This window comes from Mesorhizobium escarrei (assembly GCF_935825525.1).
In the GTDB taxonomy this organism is placed as follows: Bacteria; Pseudomonadota; Alphaproteobacteria; order Rhizobiales; family Rhizobiaceae; genus Mesorhizobium; species Mesorhizobium escarrei.
Genome location: NZ_CAKXZT010000119.1, coordinates 78,117 through 91,804 on the forward strand (window position 1 = coordinate 78,117; position 13,688 = coordinate 91,804).

Below are 13,688 nucleotides of genomic sequence, written 5' to 3' on the forward strand. Positions count from 1 at the left end.
CCGGAGAAATCCAATGGCATCGGTAACCATCAACAACGTCCAGAAGGCTTTCGGAGACACCAGGATCATTCACGACGTCAGCGTCGACATCGCCGACGGCGAGTTCGTCATCCTGGTCGGCCCGTCGGGATGCGGAAAGTCGACGCTGCTGCGCATGATCGCCGGACTTGAAACGATCTCCGGCGGCAAGATCACCATCGGCGAGCGGATGGTCAACAATCTGCGGGCGCGAGACCGCAACATCGCCATGGTGTTCCAGAACTATGCGCTCTATCCGCATATGACGGTGGCCGACAATATGGGCTTTGCGCTCAAGATCAAGAAAGCCGATCCGGCCGATACCGCTGGCCGCGTCAGGAATGCCGCCAACATACTCGGCCTGGAAAAGCTGCTTGAGCGCTATCCGCGTCAGCTCTCCGGCGGCCAACGCCAGCGCGTCGCCATGGGCCGCGCCATCGTGCGCGACCCGCAGGTCTTCCTGTTCGACGAGCCGCTCTCCAATCTCGACGCCAAGCTGCGCGTCCAGATGCGCGGCGAGATCAAGGCGCTGCACCAGCGGCTGGGCACCACCACCATCTACGTCACGCATGACCAGATCGAAGCGATGACGATGGCCGACAAGATCGTCGTGCTGCATGATGGCCTGGTCGAGCAGATCGGCGCGCCGCTCGACCTCTACGACAAGCCGGCCAATCTCTTTGTTGCCGGGTTTATCGGCTCGCCCGCCATGAATTTTATTGCCGGGCGCATCGAGGAAGGCGTGTTCCGCAGCGCCGGCGGGCTGATCCTGCCGCTGCCGGAAGGCGCCCGCCCGACCGACGCTGCAGGACGCGAACTCGTCTACGGCATCCGTCCCGAGCACATCCGCGCAACTGCCCAGGGCATGCCGGGCACGGTCACGCTTCTGGAAGCCACGGGTTCGGAAATCTTCGCCAAGGTCGACTGCGCCGGCGAGGAAATTGCCTGCCTGTTCCGCGAGCGGCTGCCGCTCAAGCAGGGCGCCCAGATACGGATCGAGCCAGACCGCGCCTGCGCCCACCTGTTCGACGCGAAAACCGGCCGGCGTATGTGATGGTGTGGCCTGCGCGGCGGGTTCGCTCACGCGAGGTTTGAACAGCGAGTCGGGCCGCCCTCAGGGCCGCCTGCGATCGTGATGCAGCTTGGCAGTGCCGGCCGCCAGGGCCGGAACTAGTGTTGTTTGGGCGATGTTGAAAAGCGGTGCCTGAACCGGTACGGCGACCTCATCTGCTTTGGCGACCTTATCGCCGCAGCCCGCTGCGTTGCTGGCCCTTGCCGCTGCTCCTCGGCTGCGGCGGTAAACTGCGGAGGCTGCATCTGCTCAATGCACCCGGTCTTTAGCTTGCGTCGGGGGTTCGCCAGGAAATCGGCGACAACCTCCGATCCGCAAGGGTCGGAATCGATCACATCGTGGCCGATTCCCCGAAGAACGACCACTTGCCCAAAAGGAAGGCTTTTGGCCGCACGATATGCCCAGTGAGTCGGTGTTGCCGGGTCATATTCTCCCGACAACAGCAGGGTCGGGATATCGAAGCGGCGGGGATGCTTTTGCGAAACCGTCATTCCCTGAGGAAACCAAAGCGGGCAAACCCAGGTATAGTCGGCCTCTCCGATCCACTTCGTCCAGTATTCGAGGCGCTTGTCAGGCAGCTCGGATCTGTTGGTCTCAGAGCAAGTGACCGAAAAATCCATGCCTTGGGCAATCTCGATATCGTCTTCTTCAAAGACCATCTTGGCAAGCGGTCTGAAATCGTTTTCGTATGTTTTCTCGACTAGCTTTGGGAGGTCTTCGATAGCGTAACGATCATAGAGCAACCCGAATATAAGCTCAAGAAAGTCCGCGCCGGAGACATATCTATACTGAGTGGGAGCGTTTTCTCTGTCATCGCTCCGCAAAAGCACCGGCTGTTTGTCCAGCTGCTTTACGATCGCTCGCACGGCGTCTCCCAGTCCGCGCATGCAGTTTTTTGCCTTTTGGCAATCTCGTTCCAGCAGTTTCAAGGAACGATCCAGATTTCGCCCATCTTCTTTGAGGGTAGTCGATATCAAGGGGAAGAACGGAATCCAGAATGCTCGCTGAGATGCCCTCTGGATGCTCGTTCATCACTTCCAAGGCAAGTCTGGTGCCGTAAGAGACGCCGTAGAGTACCCATTTCTCTATTCCAAGAGATTTCCGAACGTCGTTGATATCGGCTGCATTTTCGGCGGTGTTGTAGGCGGAAAGATCAATTCCCTTTGCTATCAGCGCGCCTCGGCAGGCGACCACCTCGTCTCTCATGAGCTTGTCAAAGCTGATCTCAGCATCGACGCTTAGCGAAATGGCGTTCCAATGATCGCCTTGAAGTATCGTGAACAGCTGAGCCTGGGAACTGACTTTCCTATCCCTCGTTGGTCGACCACGACCACTCGGCGGCCGATCATCCAATTTTGATCGCTTATGAACTGCCACCATGCCTCGATGTCTTCCCTGTCGCCAATATCGGTGGGCTGGCCAGGCCCGCCCGTGAGAAACACAATGGGCTCGTGCCGCTCGCGGTCGGGCTCGAAGACACCACCGATAGAGTGATTTCAGTCTCAGAAGCTTTTTTGCGGTTTTCAGGGACATTGAGCGCCCCGCACGTCATGCCACGGTCGCGCGGAATTTCGAACCAACAATTGGTTTTCTTGAACTCTCCCGCATGGATATCCCCGCTCCACGCGCAAAATAGAAATACAGCTGACGCGAGCTTAAAGAGTTCCAGATTGATGGCGCGCATGTTGCCCTCCAGCATGAAGCAAGGCCTGAGGCATTCGCTCGCCACCCACTGAGCTTTGACATCAGCGCGGTCGTAGGAATGATCGTAGTTTCCCCCTGCCCCACCAATACCAAGTGCGATTTTGCTCGCAGCAAGCTACCCCTCATCGATAATAGAGTGGTTCCTTGGGCCGCACATGACCCATTTGGGTATAGGATCATGGCGACAGTGGCGTCCGGGCAGTTGTCACGGTTGGCCTACTACTGAGCGTCGGCCCTGATATGCGCTCTTCCGGTTGCCGCGCTGCTCCTCATAGCGACCGTTCGGCAGCAATTTGTGGCGGATGTCGCCGTCGGCGGTGACCCACATGCCCACAACAGGATGCTGCTTCATCGTTTAGGCTTTCTCTGATTTGCGGTTTGGTTCTGTCGCACGACTTTGGCTGCCGAAGTGCTGCGACCAACAATGCGGCAACGATCACCAAGCCGATATTGGCTTGCCGGCGATTGCCGAGCTTCCGGCTCCGCAGGTCTCTCCCGCTTGGCGAATTCCTCACCGGCGATGCGGACCGCCCGCTGTACGGCGGGATAACCGCTGTAGCAGACGAGGTTGAGCAAAATCTCGATAATCTCCTGAGGACGCGCTCCCACATTGAGCGCGGCGTTGATGTGAACGCGCAGCGGTGTCTCTGTGGTTTTGGTTGCGACCGCGGCCAGTGCCGCGCAGGCCGAAAGCTCTCGGGTCTTCATGTCCACACCATCCCGGCAGAACACTTCGCCGTACGAATGCTCGACGATCATGCGGCCGAGATCCGGCGCGAGGTCGTTGAAGCTGCTGACGACAGCGTCGCCCGAGGCGCCAGAGGTTGTTGCCAGGGTGGCGCGCCCCCGGGCAAGGCGTGCCGCCCTGTGTTCAGTCGTCCTGGACAGCGCCGGCGGCTGGGTCTGGCGATCGGCTCCCGCCGCAAAGACCTCGCTGGCGACGGCGAAGGCGTTCAGCGCCGAGGGGAACCCGCGGTAGACGCTGAGCTGCATCAACAGCTCGATAATCTGCGCCTTCGAGACGCCCTGCGCCAGCGCGCCGGCAAGGTGCAAACGCAAGGCGTCGGTGCGATTGCCGGCGGTTGCCAGCATAGCGATCACGGCAAGGCTTTTGGTTTTTACGTCGAGGCTATCGCGCGACAGCGCTTCGCCGAAGGCAAACGCAACCCAAAGCCGCGCCAGTTCGGGCGAGGTCTCGCCGAAGCTTCTGAGATAACTGTCCCAAGTCGCCAGCGATCAATTGCGTCAGCGCAGTTTTGCCCTGCCGCTCGCGCTCGCTGCCATCGTCGGTCGCGGGCGGCAGCGGTTCGAAGGCGATTTCCTGTTCCTGGAACACCTTGCGCACCAGCCCGACACTGTTGATCGCCGCGGGAAAACCGAGGATCGCCACCGCAAGGAATAATAGTTCGACAAGCACGCGCGGCTCGCCGCCGGCGTTTATGAAGCCCGTGATGTGAAACTTGAGCTGCGGCTGCGCGCTGCCATCGGTAATCAGCATAGCCACGGTGCACAATTGCCGTAACGGCAGATCGAGACCCGGACGTGACAGGATGTCGCCATACGGGTATTCGACGGTGAAGCGCGACAGATCAGGCGAGGTTTGTGCCAGGCGCTTGATGGGACCGTCATAATCCTCGCCGCCGATCCGGTGCAGGATCCGCAGTCCCCGCGCGTAGCGCTTCTCCTCTGGTTGCTGCGACCGCTGAGTGGTCACGCCGCCGTCCTCATCGGCGGTAGTCCCGACAGCAGCTTGGACAGGGTGATCGGAAAGTCCCGGACCCGGATGCCGGTGGCGTTGAACACTGCGTTGCTGACCGCCGCTCCCGTGCCGCAGACGCCCAGTTCGCCAACGCCCTTGATGCCGAGATGGTTGGCGTGTTCGTCATAGTCGTCGAGCAGCACGGTCTCGATGGCCGGAATGTCGGCGTGCACAGGCATCAGATATTCGGCGAGATCGCCGTTCACCCAATTGCCGTGGCGCGGGTCGACATGGGCTGCCTCGTGCAATGCCGAGCTGACGCCCCAGATCATGCCGCCCATCAACTGTGAGCGCGCGGTCTTGGCATTGATGATACGGCCCGCCGCGAACACGCCGGTCATACGCCGCAACCGGACTTCGCCGGTGGCGATGTCGACGGCGACTTCTGCAAACGCCGCGCCATAGGTGTTCTGGGAGTAATTCTTGAAGTTCGGATCGTCGGCCTGGCCAATGGTTTGTCCGGTGGCTTCAACGCCTTCTGGAAACCAGCGACCGACATCGGCGAGGATGTCGTTGGGAGCGGCCCCCGGACCAGCGGCTTCGACGATCTTGTTCCTGATCTTCTGGCAGGCCAGGTCGATGGCTATCGACAGGTTGGACGCCCCCCACGAGCCGCCGGCGCCGGCGCTCGGCGGAAAGTCCGAATGTGCCAGTTGCACTGTTACCCGGTTCACGCCGATCCCCAAGGCTTCCGCCGCGATCTGCCCGGCGATGGTGTACGTGCCGGTGCCGATGTCCGGTGTGTCAGAGCGCACGATCACGCGGCCGTCTGGGTCTATGCGGACCACGGCGCCCGTCGCTCCCTGAAAATGCATGCGGATTCCCACCGCCATGCCGTAGCCGACTAGGTGATCTCCCTCGCGACGGCTACCCGGCGTCTTCGGCCGCTGGCCCCAGCCGAAGCGCTTGGCACCCTCGCGCAGGCAATCGGCAAGACGTCGTCCATTCAACGGCACGCCCAGCTCGGGATCGATCGCGGTGTCGTTCTTGAGCCGCAATTCCACGGGGTCGACATCAAGCGCATTGGCAAGCTCATCCATCGCGGTTTCGAAGGCGAGCAGGCCCGGCAGTTCGCCGGGGCCGCGCACCGCTTCGGCGGCCTTGAGGTCGAGATTGGTGATTGAGTGCCGGGTCAGCCGGTTCGGCGCTGCGTAGAGCGAGCGAGCCACCGTCGCCGCCTGTTCGATCCACGGTTCCGCCACAGCCGCCTGAAGATTGACGTCGTGCCCGAGGCCGGTGAGCTGGCCGTCTGATGTCGCCGCCAAACGTACGCGGTGGATCATTTCTGGCCGGTGGCCGGTGAGGGTGAAGACCTGCCGGCGCGTCAGGGCGACCTTGACCGGGTGGGCCAGCTCGCGCGCGGCAAGCGCCGCGAGAACAGCCTCGGCGTGGAGATAGAGCTTGGAACCAAAGCCGCCGCCGACAAAGGCCGCATCGACGGTCACCTGATCGGCCGCCAGCCCCAGCGTTTCGGCGAGCGCGATCCGGTTTTGCGCGACGGTCTGCGTCGCCAGATACACGGTGAGATGGTCATCGCGCCAGTCGGCGAGACAGGCATGCGGCTCCATCGGCTGCGAGAAGTGGTACGGTGTCGTATAGGTCTGGTCGATAGTCACCGGCCCGGCCGACATCGCTGCCTCGAGGTCACCGAAGCGCGTCTCGCCGGGAAGCCCGATACTGAGGGTGGCCTGCGGCTCTGCCCGATCGGCATGATTGGCAAGATCGAAGGCGCCGTCTTCACGCGCGTAGGTCACTTTCACCAGAGCCGCAGCGGCGCGGGCTCGTTCGAAGGTGTCCGCGACGACAAACGCCACCGGCTCCCCAAAATATTCGATCCGGTCGCTGGTCAGTTGCGGATGCGGCCGGTCGAAGATCGTCGGCTTGTTGACGAATGCCCCCTGTTTGGGAACGTTTCGATGGGTCAGCACCAGGCGCACGCCGGGTGCCGCTTCGGCTTCGGCGGTGTCGATGCCGGCGATCTTACCCTTTCCGATCGCCGCGCCGCGGATGAAACCGTAGAACGGTTGGCCCGCGTCCTGCCGTTCATATGAGTACGCGGCGCGTCCGGTGACTTTCAGCGGGCCGTCGATGCGGTTGATGCCGGCGCCGATCATCTGGATGCTCCTTCGCGTGCGTGTTCAAGAGTAGCCGAGAGCGTCCGTCGGACGAGTGGCAGCTTGTAGGCGTTCTGTTCGGCTGGCCTGGCGCCGGCGAGCACGATGTCGGCGATCGAATCGGCTGCGGCGTCACTACCGGCAACGGCACGCTCGGCCTGTTCGACACGCCATGGCTTGTGCGCGAGACCCCCGAAGGCAAGCCGGTCCACCGTGACGCGGCCCTCCTCGATCTTTGCAATCAGCGCTACCGAGACAGTGGCAAACGCGTAGGAAGCGCGCTCGCGAACCTTGCGGTAAAGCTGCACGCCGCCGCGCGGCTTTGGCAGCGTCACTGCAGCGATCAGTTCGCCCGGCTCCAGCATGGTTTCGACATGCGGGGTCTTCCCGGGGAGGCGATGCAAATCGGCGATCGGGATGCTGCGCGACGCTCCGCTCGGCGCAACCGTCTCAACGTTGGCATCCAGCGCCCGCATGGCGACCGCCATATCTGAAGGATGGGTCGCGATGCACGCTTCGCTGGCACCGAGAATGGCGTGATTGGCGTTGAGGCCACCGATCGCAGCGCAGCCCGAACCCGGCGCGCGTTTGTTGCATGGCATATCGGTGTCGTAAAAATAGGGGCACCGTGTTCGCTGCAACAAATTGCCGGCAGTTGTCGCCTTGTTGCGGAGTTGACCGGAGGCGCCCGAGACAATCGCCCTGGACAGCACGCCGTAATCCCTGCGGATCCGAGGATCGGCAGCAAGGTCGGTGTTTCGGACAAGCGCGCCAATGCGCAGGCCGCCCTGGTCGGTTGGCTCAATCCGATCGAGGCCGATGTTATTGACGTCGACAAGATGCGTCGGCGTCTCGATCTGCAATTTCATCAGGTCCAGCAGATTGGTGCCGCCGGCAATGAATTTTGCGCCGGGGGTACGCACCGCTGCTGCTGCAGCCTCGGCCGCGCTGCCTGGGCGTTCGTAGGTGAAGGCTTTCATGGCCGTCCTCCTGCAACCGTGCGGATCGCCTCGATGATGTTGGGGTATGCGGCGCAGCGGCAAATGTTGCCGCTCATGCGCTCACGGATTTCCGTTTCGCTCAGCGCAATCGGCGCAGCGAGATCGACGGTGACATGGCTCGGAATGCCGGCGGAGATCTCGTCCAACACCGCCACCGCCGAACAGATCTGTCCCGGCGTGCAATAGCCGCACTGGAAGCCGTCATGGTCGACGAAGGCGGCCTGCATCGGATGCATGCGATCGGGCGTGCCCAGTCCCTCAACGGTGGTGATGGCGTCGCCCTCGTGCATGACGGCGAGGGTGAGGCAGCTGTTGATGCGCCGTCCGTTGACGAGGACGGTACAGGCACCACACTGGCCTTGGTCGCAGCCCTTTTTGCTTCCCGTAAGGTGCAGGTGTTCGCGCAACGCATCGAGCAGCGTCGTACGGGGATCGAGGTCGACCGCATGAAGTTGGCCATTGACCCGCAGCTGAACTGAATGTCGGTTGGCCTCTTGTTTAGGGGTCGAGGTGCCCCGGATTTCTTCGCCAGCCAGGGTTGGTGAACTCGCTGCGGCCCGCGTAGTCGGCTGCTCGCGACCGTTGGTCTCCATATGAACTGAAGCCATAGCACTACTCCGTTCAGGGCGATCATCCGGCAGGCTGCTTCAGTGAGCAGCATCTGCGGAGTCCCGACTTGCGGGATGGAATCCATGCAAAAAGATACGATACGTAGCGTCTACTTGCAAACTACGATACGTAGCGTACACTTGTCAAGCCGAGTCGCGTGTTTTTGTGAAAGCCAACAACTCTGCCCGCGACCTCGGCACATGGACTACGGCAAGGATCGATGGAAAAGAATAATCCAAAAGTACCGGCGAAGGTCGCCACCCCGCGCCCGCGCGGCGCGGATGCTACGGCGGCGATTCTCCGCGCCGCATTGGAGCTGGGCGAAGAGGTAGGATTCGATGCGCTGACGATTGAAGGCATCGCGGAAAGGACCGGTGTGGCCAAGACGACCATCTATCGCCGATGGCCGAATGTCTCGGCGATCGTGATGGATGCGTTTCTTACCGAAGTCACGAAGGCGGCGCCGATCCAGGAAAAAGCAACGGCGCGAGAGAGTTTTGCAGCGTCCATGAAATTGCTCTCACGGGCTTACCGCGGTCAGCAGGGCAGGATCATGCGGCCGCTATTGGGGCGAGCGCAAACCGACGACAGGCTGCTGGAGGCCGTGAAGATGCGTTGGGTCGAACCGCGGCGACAGATCGCCCGTGAAATCGTGCGACGTGGCATAGCCAATGGTGAACTGAGACCCGGTTTGGATCCGGATGTAGTGCTCGATGCTCTATATGGCCCTATCTATCACCGGCTCCTCGTTCCGTACGTCAACTCTGACATCCCCGACGCTTACATCGAGGCGGTCATTGAGACAGTATTCGGTGGTCTGGAGTTGAAGCCTCGCTGATCCGGCGGTCGATCTGGAGCGACATCGCGCGCTGGCCGTCAGCGGTGGTTGTCTCGTCGTCACGGCTCAGGATCTCGTGGGCTGCTCACATCGCAAGGAGAACTCCCATGAAGGAAATGCCTGCATCCCATGCCTACCGACTGCTCGAACCTGGCCCCATCGTCTTGGTCACGACTGCTCTAAGCGGCAAAGTGAACGTGATGACGATGGGCTTCCACATGATGGTCCAGCACGCGCCGCCGCTGATTGGATGCGTCATCGGACCCTGGGACCGCAGCTACGGAGCATTGCGCGAGAGCCGCGAATGCGTGATCGCTATCCCAACGGTCGATCTTGCCCGCACGGTCGTCGATATCGGCAACTGCTCGGGCGAACAGGTCGACAAATTTAAGAAATTCGGGCTGTCACCTCTGCCCGCCCGGGACGTGGCGCCGCCACTTATCGGGGAATGCCTCGCCAATATCGAGTGCCGAATTGCCGACGACAGCATGGTCGAGACCTACAACCTCTTCCTTCTGGAGGCGATCAGGATCTGGACCGATCCCGACCGGGAGGAGCGGCGGACACTGCACCACAGGGGAGACGGGTCCTTCACCATAGACGGCGAGGTCGTCGACCTGCGCAAGCGGATGGTCAAATGGCGGCATCTTCCTGCCTGACCTCCAAGAACCTTTGCGCTTGTGACGCGTTCCGGCCGGAAGTGCGCGGTACACATTCGCGGCCAGTGTCGCTTTCAAAGTCATAGGACAGTCATGGTCATAGGACAGTCATGCCGATACGACCGTCGGCGCGCGAGAGCATTTACAGGGCCGTGGTCGCCGAGGTTGTCCGATTGAGCATTCGAGAGCGGCGGCATCCCAGTCCGCGACGTCGGCAGCGGTGCGATAGGTTGCTCTCGAGAAAACTCAAGAGGATGGCTTCCGGATCGGCGGCTCTGCAAACTTATTGCCAAATTCAAACGGACCGCTACCATCGAATGGCTATTTGTTATCTATTTCAGATACTTAGCATAGTTTTTGTACTAATCTCTTGGAGAGCAGGATAGGACAGCTAACTGGTCAAGACAGAACAATTTCGATTGTGTCCCATGATGGATGGGACATACAAATAAACAAAATCAAGTAGTCATGGGAGTTCGTGTGCAAAAACTGCACACGAAAGTTCTGCTTCTCTTCCATTTTCGTTCCTGCGACGAGGCGGCCGAGAGCTCTCTTTGGGGGCGCCTTTTGGCCGGCGGCGGTATGGATCAAATCGCCCAAAAAGACGTTGACGGATTGTAGATAATCTGCAATTTTGAGCCGATAACGAGGAAAGAAAAGTGCTCTCGCAGGATCTGAGAACCGAGCATTTCCGTCAGTCGATGCGGCGCGTGGCATCCACGGTCAGCGTGATCACATGCAGGCATGAAGGCTGCCGATATGGCATCACCGTCACATCGGTCACGCCGCTCAGCTTCGCTCCGATGTCGATCCTCGCCTGCGTCAACCGCAATTCGTCGATCAGCGTGCCGCTCAAGGAAGAGGGGCATTACTGCATCAATGTGCTTCGAGCCTCGCAGGCCGACATATCCAATTCCTTCAGCGGCGGACGGCCAGCCGAGAGACGTTTCGATATCGGCGAGTGGACCGAAAGGGACGGCATACCGTACCTGGCAAGCGCCCAGGCGAACCTGTTCTGCGAAATGGATCAGGCGATCTCCTATGCCACGCACGACATCATCATCGGGCGGGTCTCAGGGGTGGCATTCGCCTCCGATGTCGACCCCCTGATCTACCAGAACGGCGCCTATGCGCTGACCTCACCCATGGTCCTGCAGAAGGCTGGATAGGACTGTTCGCCAACGTCGACAGCAGTCGCCGAGGATTTTAGGAGCAAATGAATGCAGCTTGGTCTTTTCAACCTGATGACACTTCGCGATCATCCCGACGGCGCACCAGGCGTGATGCGCGACACGCGCAAGATGGTGGAGACCGCCGATGAGCTCGGCTTCGATGTCGCGTGGTTCGCCGAACACCATTTCGCGAACTATTCGAGTTCGCCGTCGCCGCTGATGATGTGTTCCTATGCGGCCGGATGGACCACGAGGATCAAGCTTGGCCCGGGCGTCATCGTGTTGCCGCTCTATAACCCGCTCCGTGTCGCCCAGGAGATCGCTGTCGCTGACACGCAGACCGAGGGCCGCCTCATCATCGGTATGGGTACGGGCTATCAGCGCTATGAGTTTGACCGCTACAATGTCGTGCTGGACGACAGGATCGACGTTTTCCTCGAGTATTGGGACGTCATCGAAAGGGCGCTCGTTGATGGCGAGGTCGAGTACAAGGGAAAGTATATTTCCCTCCCCAAGACCAGCTTCGCGATCAGCACCCAGCAGAAGCCTCTTCCGCCGATCTTTGTGACGTCGTCGCACCCCAAGCTCCTCGATCGCTTCAAGAAATGGAAGGCGGTCCCGTTCCTTGCAGCCAGCACGCTCGGATCGCCAGTGCTCTACAAAATGGTCGACGGGCTCAACGATGCCTGGACGTCCATCGGCGAGCAGCCTTCGACCAAGCCCTTGGCGATCATGCAGTACCTGGCCATAACCGACAGCCGCAGCGAGGCATTGGCCGTGGCGGAGCGTGCCCGGTACGTGGGGCGCATGGCGAATTATCTGCGCCAAGCCTCACCGCCGCTGGACGACAACGGCTACATCAGTAACCAGGCGTTCGAAGGCGAGTACACGCTCGACCAATATGCGGACAACATGGTGGTGGGCGATCCACACACCGTTGCCGAGAAAATGGTCGCGGATATCAAACGTCTCAATCCAGGCAACTACACCTGCAACTTCTCCTTCGGCTGCATGCCAATCGAGTTGGCGCATCGCTCGATCGTTCGATTCAAGAATGAAGTCGTGCCGCTGATCGAGAAGGAAGTGGGACCTATCGAAGCTCTTGGCGTCACACCTGGGCTGGCGAGAAAGGCGAGTTGAGCGGCCTCACAAATGCTCAGCCAACAACTTGGTCTGTAACAAAGAAAAGGGGAATGAAATGAGAACGATTGTTAAGGCCCTGCTGGCGACAGCGGTAGCCACCTTGGCGCTCGCCGGCCAGGCGCATGCCGACTCGGCCCTGGACACGATCGTGCAGTCGAAGAAGCTGCGCTGCGGGATCATGCTGGACAGCCCGCCCGCCGGATTTCGCGACCAGAACAACGAGCCCGACGGCTATGACGTCACCTACTGCAAGGACATGGCGAAGGCGCTCGGCGCAGAGCCGGTGGTCGTCGAGACGCCATCGCCGGATCGTATCCCATCCTTGGTTTCGAACCGCATCGACGTGCTGATCGCATCCACCACGCCGACCCCGGCGCGTGCGTTGACGGTAGCCTTCACCCAGCCTTATACCAACAACGTCATGGCCGTGGTGACGCGCAAGGACACCGGCATCGCCAAATACTCCGACCTGGCATCCAAGAAGCTTGGTGGTGTCGTTGGCACCACGCCTGAACAGCTCTTCAAGGACGAGCTTGGCAAGGGCTGGAAGGGTTCGGGAGCGACCTACACCGGTTTTGCGAGCGATTCAGAAACCTTCCTCGCTCTGCAGCAGGGCAAGATCGACGCCATCGTGATCAATGTAGCTGTCTTCAACGCGCTATCGCAAAGTGGTCAGTTTCCGGAATTCGTGATGGCCGGGCTGGCCCCTCTCGCCGATTTTGGTTCGATTGCGGTACGGCGTGACGACCAACAATTCCTGAACTGGGCGCGGGTTTTCGTGTTCACTCAGGTGTCAAACGGCCGCTGGGCCGAGGTCTATCACAAGTACTACGGGGATGGTCCGTTGCCGCCGCTGACAGCTGAAGGCATTAACTTCTAACCATAAGGCTTGTGCCGGCAGGAAAGCCTGCCGGCATGAGCACGGGATGATTGGCATGAACGGCTATCAGTTCTACTGGTCCATTGTCTGGGATTCACTGCCTCTGTTGCTGGCCGGAGCCTGGGTGACGATCCAGATCACCATTCTCGCCTTCATTGTCGGCACGCTCATTGCGATGCCCATGGCTGTCGCGCGCCAGCAGGGCGAGGGATGGGCCTACCGCTTTTCGACCTGGTGGGTGGAGCTGTCGCGCAACACGCCTGCCGTCTTTCAGCTCTATCTCTTTTATTTCGGGCTCGGGGCCTTTCATATCAACATCCCCAGCTACGCCGCCGTCCTCATCGCCGTTTCCTTCAACAACGCCGGATACATGACGGAAATTTTCAGAGGTGGCCTCAACGCCATCCCGCGACAGCAGCTGTCGGCTTCGCGCTCACTCGGAATGACCAGCCCGCAGAGCTTTATCCATGTGATCTTTCCGCAGATGTTCAAGGTGATCTTCCTTGCCTATGTCACACAAGGCATCTGGGGAATGCTGAACACCTCGCTTGGCATGCTGGTCGGACTGCAGGAGCTCTCGGGCGCCACGCAGTACGCGCAGTCGGCATCCTTCCGGACATTCGAGTTCTTTCTGGTCACGGCGCTGATCTATTACCTCATCGCCAAAGGGCTGCAGTTCTCGTCCCAAATAGCCTTTCGGCTCATATACAGGAGCTAGG

16 protein-coding genes are annotated in these 13,688 nt (G+C 60.5%); 7 read left to right on the top strand and 9 right to left on the bottom strand.

What is annotated here, in order from left to right; all coding sequences use genetic code 11:
• Positions 1–13: 13 nt before the first annotated feature.
• Entirely contained in the window at positions 14–1,072 is a 1,059-nt protein-coding gene (locus NMG80_RS11760) for an ABC transporter ATP-binding protein (RefSeq protein WP_254018236.1), read from the top strand.
• Between the two features lie 116 nt (positions 1,073–1,188).
• Here the strand turns inward: NMG80_RS11760 and NMG80_RS11765 are convergent, their stop codons facing one another.
• From NMG80_RS11765 to paoA, 9 genes are all read right to left on the bottom strand, one after another.
• A complete protein-coding gene (locus NMG80_RS11765; RefSeq protein ID WP_254018237.1) occupies positions 1,189–1,956 on the bottom strand; it encodes an alpha/beta hydrolase in 768 nt (255 codons plus the stop codon).
• Positions 1,901–2,470 (bottom strand): alpha/beta fold hydrolase, encoded by a 570-nt coding sequence (locus NMG80_RS11770; protein ID WP_254018238.1) that lies wholly within the window; start codon positions 2,468–2,470, stop codon positions 1,901–1,903. Before NMG80_RS11770 ends, NMG80_RS11765 begins: the two co-directional genes overlap by 56 nt.
• Positions 2,454–2,774, bottom strand: a complete 321-nt coding sequence (locus tag NMG80_RS11775; RefSeq protein WP_254018239.1) for a hypothetical protein — start codon at positions 2,772–2,774, stop codon at positions 2,454–2,456. The genes NMG80_RS11770 and NMG80_RS11775 overlap by 17 nt, the downstream gene beginning before the upstream one ends.
• Positions 2,775–2,999: 225 nt before the next feature.
• Positions 3,000–3,146, bottom strand: a complete 147-nt coding sequence (locus NMG80_RS11780) for an Atu4866 domain-containing protein (protein ID WP_436798591.1) — start codon at positions 3,144–3,146, stop codon at positions 3,000–3,002.
• A complete protein-coding gene (locus NMG80_RS37040) occupies positions 3,143–4,027 on the bottom strand; it encodes a carboxymuconolactone decarboxylase family protein (RefSeq protein WP_367185948.1) in 885 nt (294 codons plus the stop codon). Before NMG80_RS37040 ends, NMG80_RS11780 begins: the two co-directional genes overlap by 4 nt.
• Positions 3,924–4,508 (bottom strand): carboxymuconolactone decarboxylase family protein, encoded by a 585-nt coding sequence (locus NMG80_RS11790; RefSeq protein ID WP_254018240.1) that lies wholly within the window; start codon positions 4,506–4,508, stop codon positions 3,924–3,926. Before NMG80_RS11790 ends, NMG80_RS37040 begins: the two co-directional genes overlap by 104 nt.
• Positions 4,505–6,667 carry a xanthine dehydrogenase family protein molybdopterin-binding subunit gene (locus NMG80_RS11795; protein ID WP_254018241.1) on the bottom strand — a complete coding sequence of 721 codons (2,163 nt, stop codon included), beginning with the start codon at positions 6,665–6,667 and terminating at the stop codon, positions 4,505–4,507. Before NMG80_RS11795 ends, NMG80_RS11790 begins: the two co-directional genes overlap by 4 nt.
• Positions 6,664–7,647: an FAD binding domain-containing protein gene (locus tag NMG80_RS11800; protein ID WP_254018242.1), complete on the bottom strand. Its 984-nt coding sequence runs from the start codon at positions 7,645–7,647 to the stop codon at positions 6,664–6,666. Before NMG80_RS11800 ends, NMG80_RS11795 begins: the two co-directional genes overlap by 4 nt.
• Positions 7,644–8,276, bottom strand: coding sequence for an aldehyde dehydrogenase iron-sulfur subunit PaoA (gene paoA / locus NMG80_RS11805; protein WP_254018243.1), 633 nt, complete (start codon positions 8,274–8,276; stop codon positions 7,644–7,646). Before paoA ends, NMG80_RS11800 begins: the two co-directional genes overlap by 4 nt.
• A 221-nt stretch (positions 8,277–8,497) precedes the next feature.
• Here paoA and NMG80_RS11810 point away from each other — a divergent pair, with 221 nt between their 5' ends.
• The 6 genes from NMG80_RS11810 (at position 8,498) to NMG80_RS11835 (ending at position 13,687) form a co-directional block, all read left to right on the top strand.
• Positions 8,498–9,115, top strand: a complete 618-nt coding sequence (locus NMG80_RS11810) for a TetR/AcrR family transcriptional regulator (protein WP_254018244.1) — start codon at positions 8,498–8,500, stop codon at positions 9,113–9,115.
• Positions 9,116–9,222: 107 nt separating this feature from the next.
• On the top strand, positions 9,223–9,774 hold the full coding sequence (locus tag NMG80_RS11815; protein WP_254018245.1) for a flavin reductase family protein: 552 nt from the start codon (positions 9,223–9,225) through the stop codon (positions 9,772–9,774).
• Positions 9,775–10,433: 659 nt separating this feature from the next.
• Entirely contained in the window at positions 10,434–10,943 is a 510-nt protein-coding gene (locus NMG80_RS11820; protein WP_254018246.1) for a flavin reductase family protein, read from the top strand.
• 51 nt (positions 10,944–10,994) lie between these two features.
• The gene (locus NMG80_RS11825; protein ID WP_301943350.1) at positions 10,995–12,086 is read left to right on the top strand and encodes an LLM class flavin-dependent oxidoreductase; all 1,092 of its coding nucleotides are present in this window, start codon (positions 10,995–10,997) and stop codon (positions 12,084–12,086) included.
• Between the two features lie 103 nt (positions 12,087–12,189).
• Positions 12,190–12,969, top strand: coding sequence for an ABC transporter substrate-binding protein (locus NMG80_RS11830; protein ID WP_254018247.1), 780 nt, complete (start codon positions 12,190–12,192; stop codon positions 12,967–12,969).
• A 55-nt stretch (positions 12,970–13,024) separates the two neighbouring features.
• Positions 13,025–13,687 carry an amino acid ABC transporter permease gene (locus tag NMG80_RS11835; protein ID WP_254018248.1) on the top strand — a complete coding sequence of 221 codons (663 nt, stop codon included), beginning with the start codon at positions 13,025–13,027 and terminating at the stop codon, positions 13,685–13,687.
• The last annotated feature ends 1 nt before the right edge of the window (position 13,688 follow it).

Bases quoted from the DNA above. Each gene is read 5' to 3' on its own strand.
- NMG80_RS11795 (WP_254018241.1), bottom strand. From the start codon at position 6,667: ATGATCGGCGCCGGCATCAACCGCATCGACGGCCCGCTGAAAGTCACC.
- NMG80_RS11815 (WP_254018245.1), top strand. From the start codon at position 9,223: ATGAAGGAAATGCCTGCATCCCATGCCTACCGACTGCTCGAACCTGGC.
- NMG80_RS11800 (WP_254018242.1), bottom strand. From the start codon at position 7,647: ATGAAAGCCTTCACCTACGAACGCCCAGGCAGCGCGGCCGAGGCTGCA.
- NMG80_RS11760 (WP_254018236.1), top strand. From the start codon at position 14: ATGGCATCGGTAACCATCAACAACGTCCAGAAGGCTTTCGGAGACACC.
- NMG80_RS11825 (WP_301943350.1), top strand. From the start codon at position 10,995: ATGCAGCTTGGTCTTTTCAACCTGATGACACTTCGCGATCATCCCGAC.
- paoA (WP_254018243.1), bottom strand. From the start codon at position 8,276: ATGGCTTCAGTTCATATGGAGACCAACGGTCGCGAGCAGCCGACTACG.
- NMG80_RS11770 (WP_254018238.1), bottom strand. From the start codon at position 2,470: ATGGTGGCAGTTCATAAGCGATCAAAATTGGATGATCGGCCGCCGAGT.
- NMG80_RS11780 (WP_436798591.1), bottom strand. From the start codon at position 3,146: ATGAAGCAGCATCCTGTTGTGGGCATGTGGGTCACCGCCGACGGCGAC.
- NMG80_RS11810 (WP_254018244.1), top strand. From the start codon at position 8,498: ATGGAAAAGAATAATCCAAAAGTACCGGCGAAGGTCGCCACCCCGCGC.
- NMG80_RS11775 (WP_254018239.1), bottom strand. From the start codon at position 2,774: ATGCGCGCCATCAATCTGGAACTCTTTAAGCTCGCGTCAGCTGTATTT.
- NMG80_RS11835 (WP_254018248.1), top strand. From the start codon at position 13,025: ATGAACGGCTATCAGTTCTACTGGTCCATTGTCTGGGATTCACTGCCT.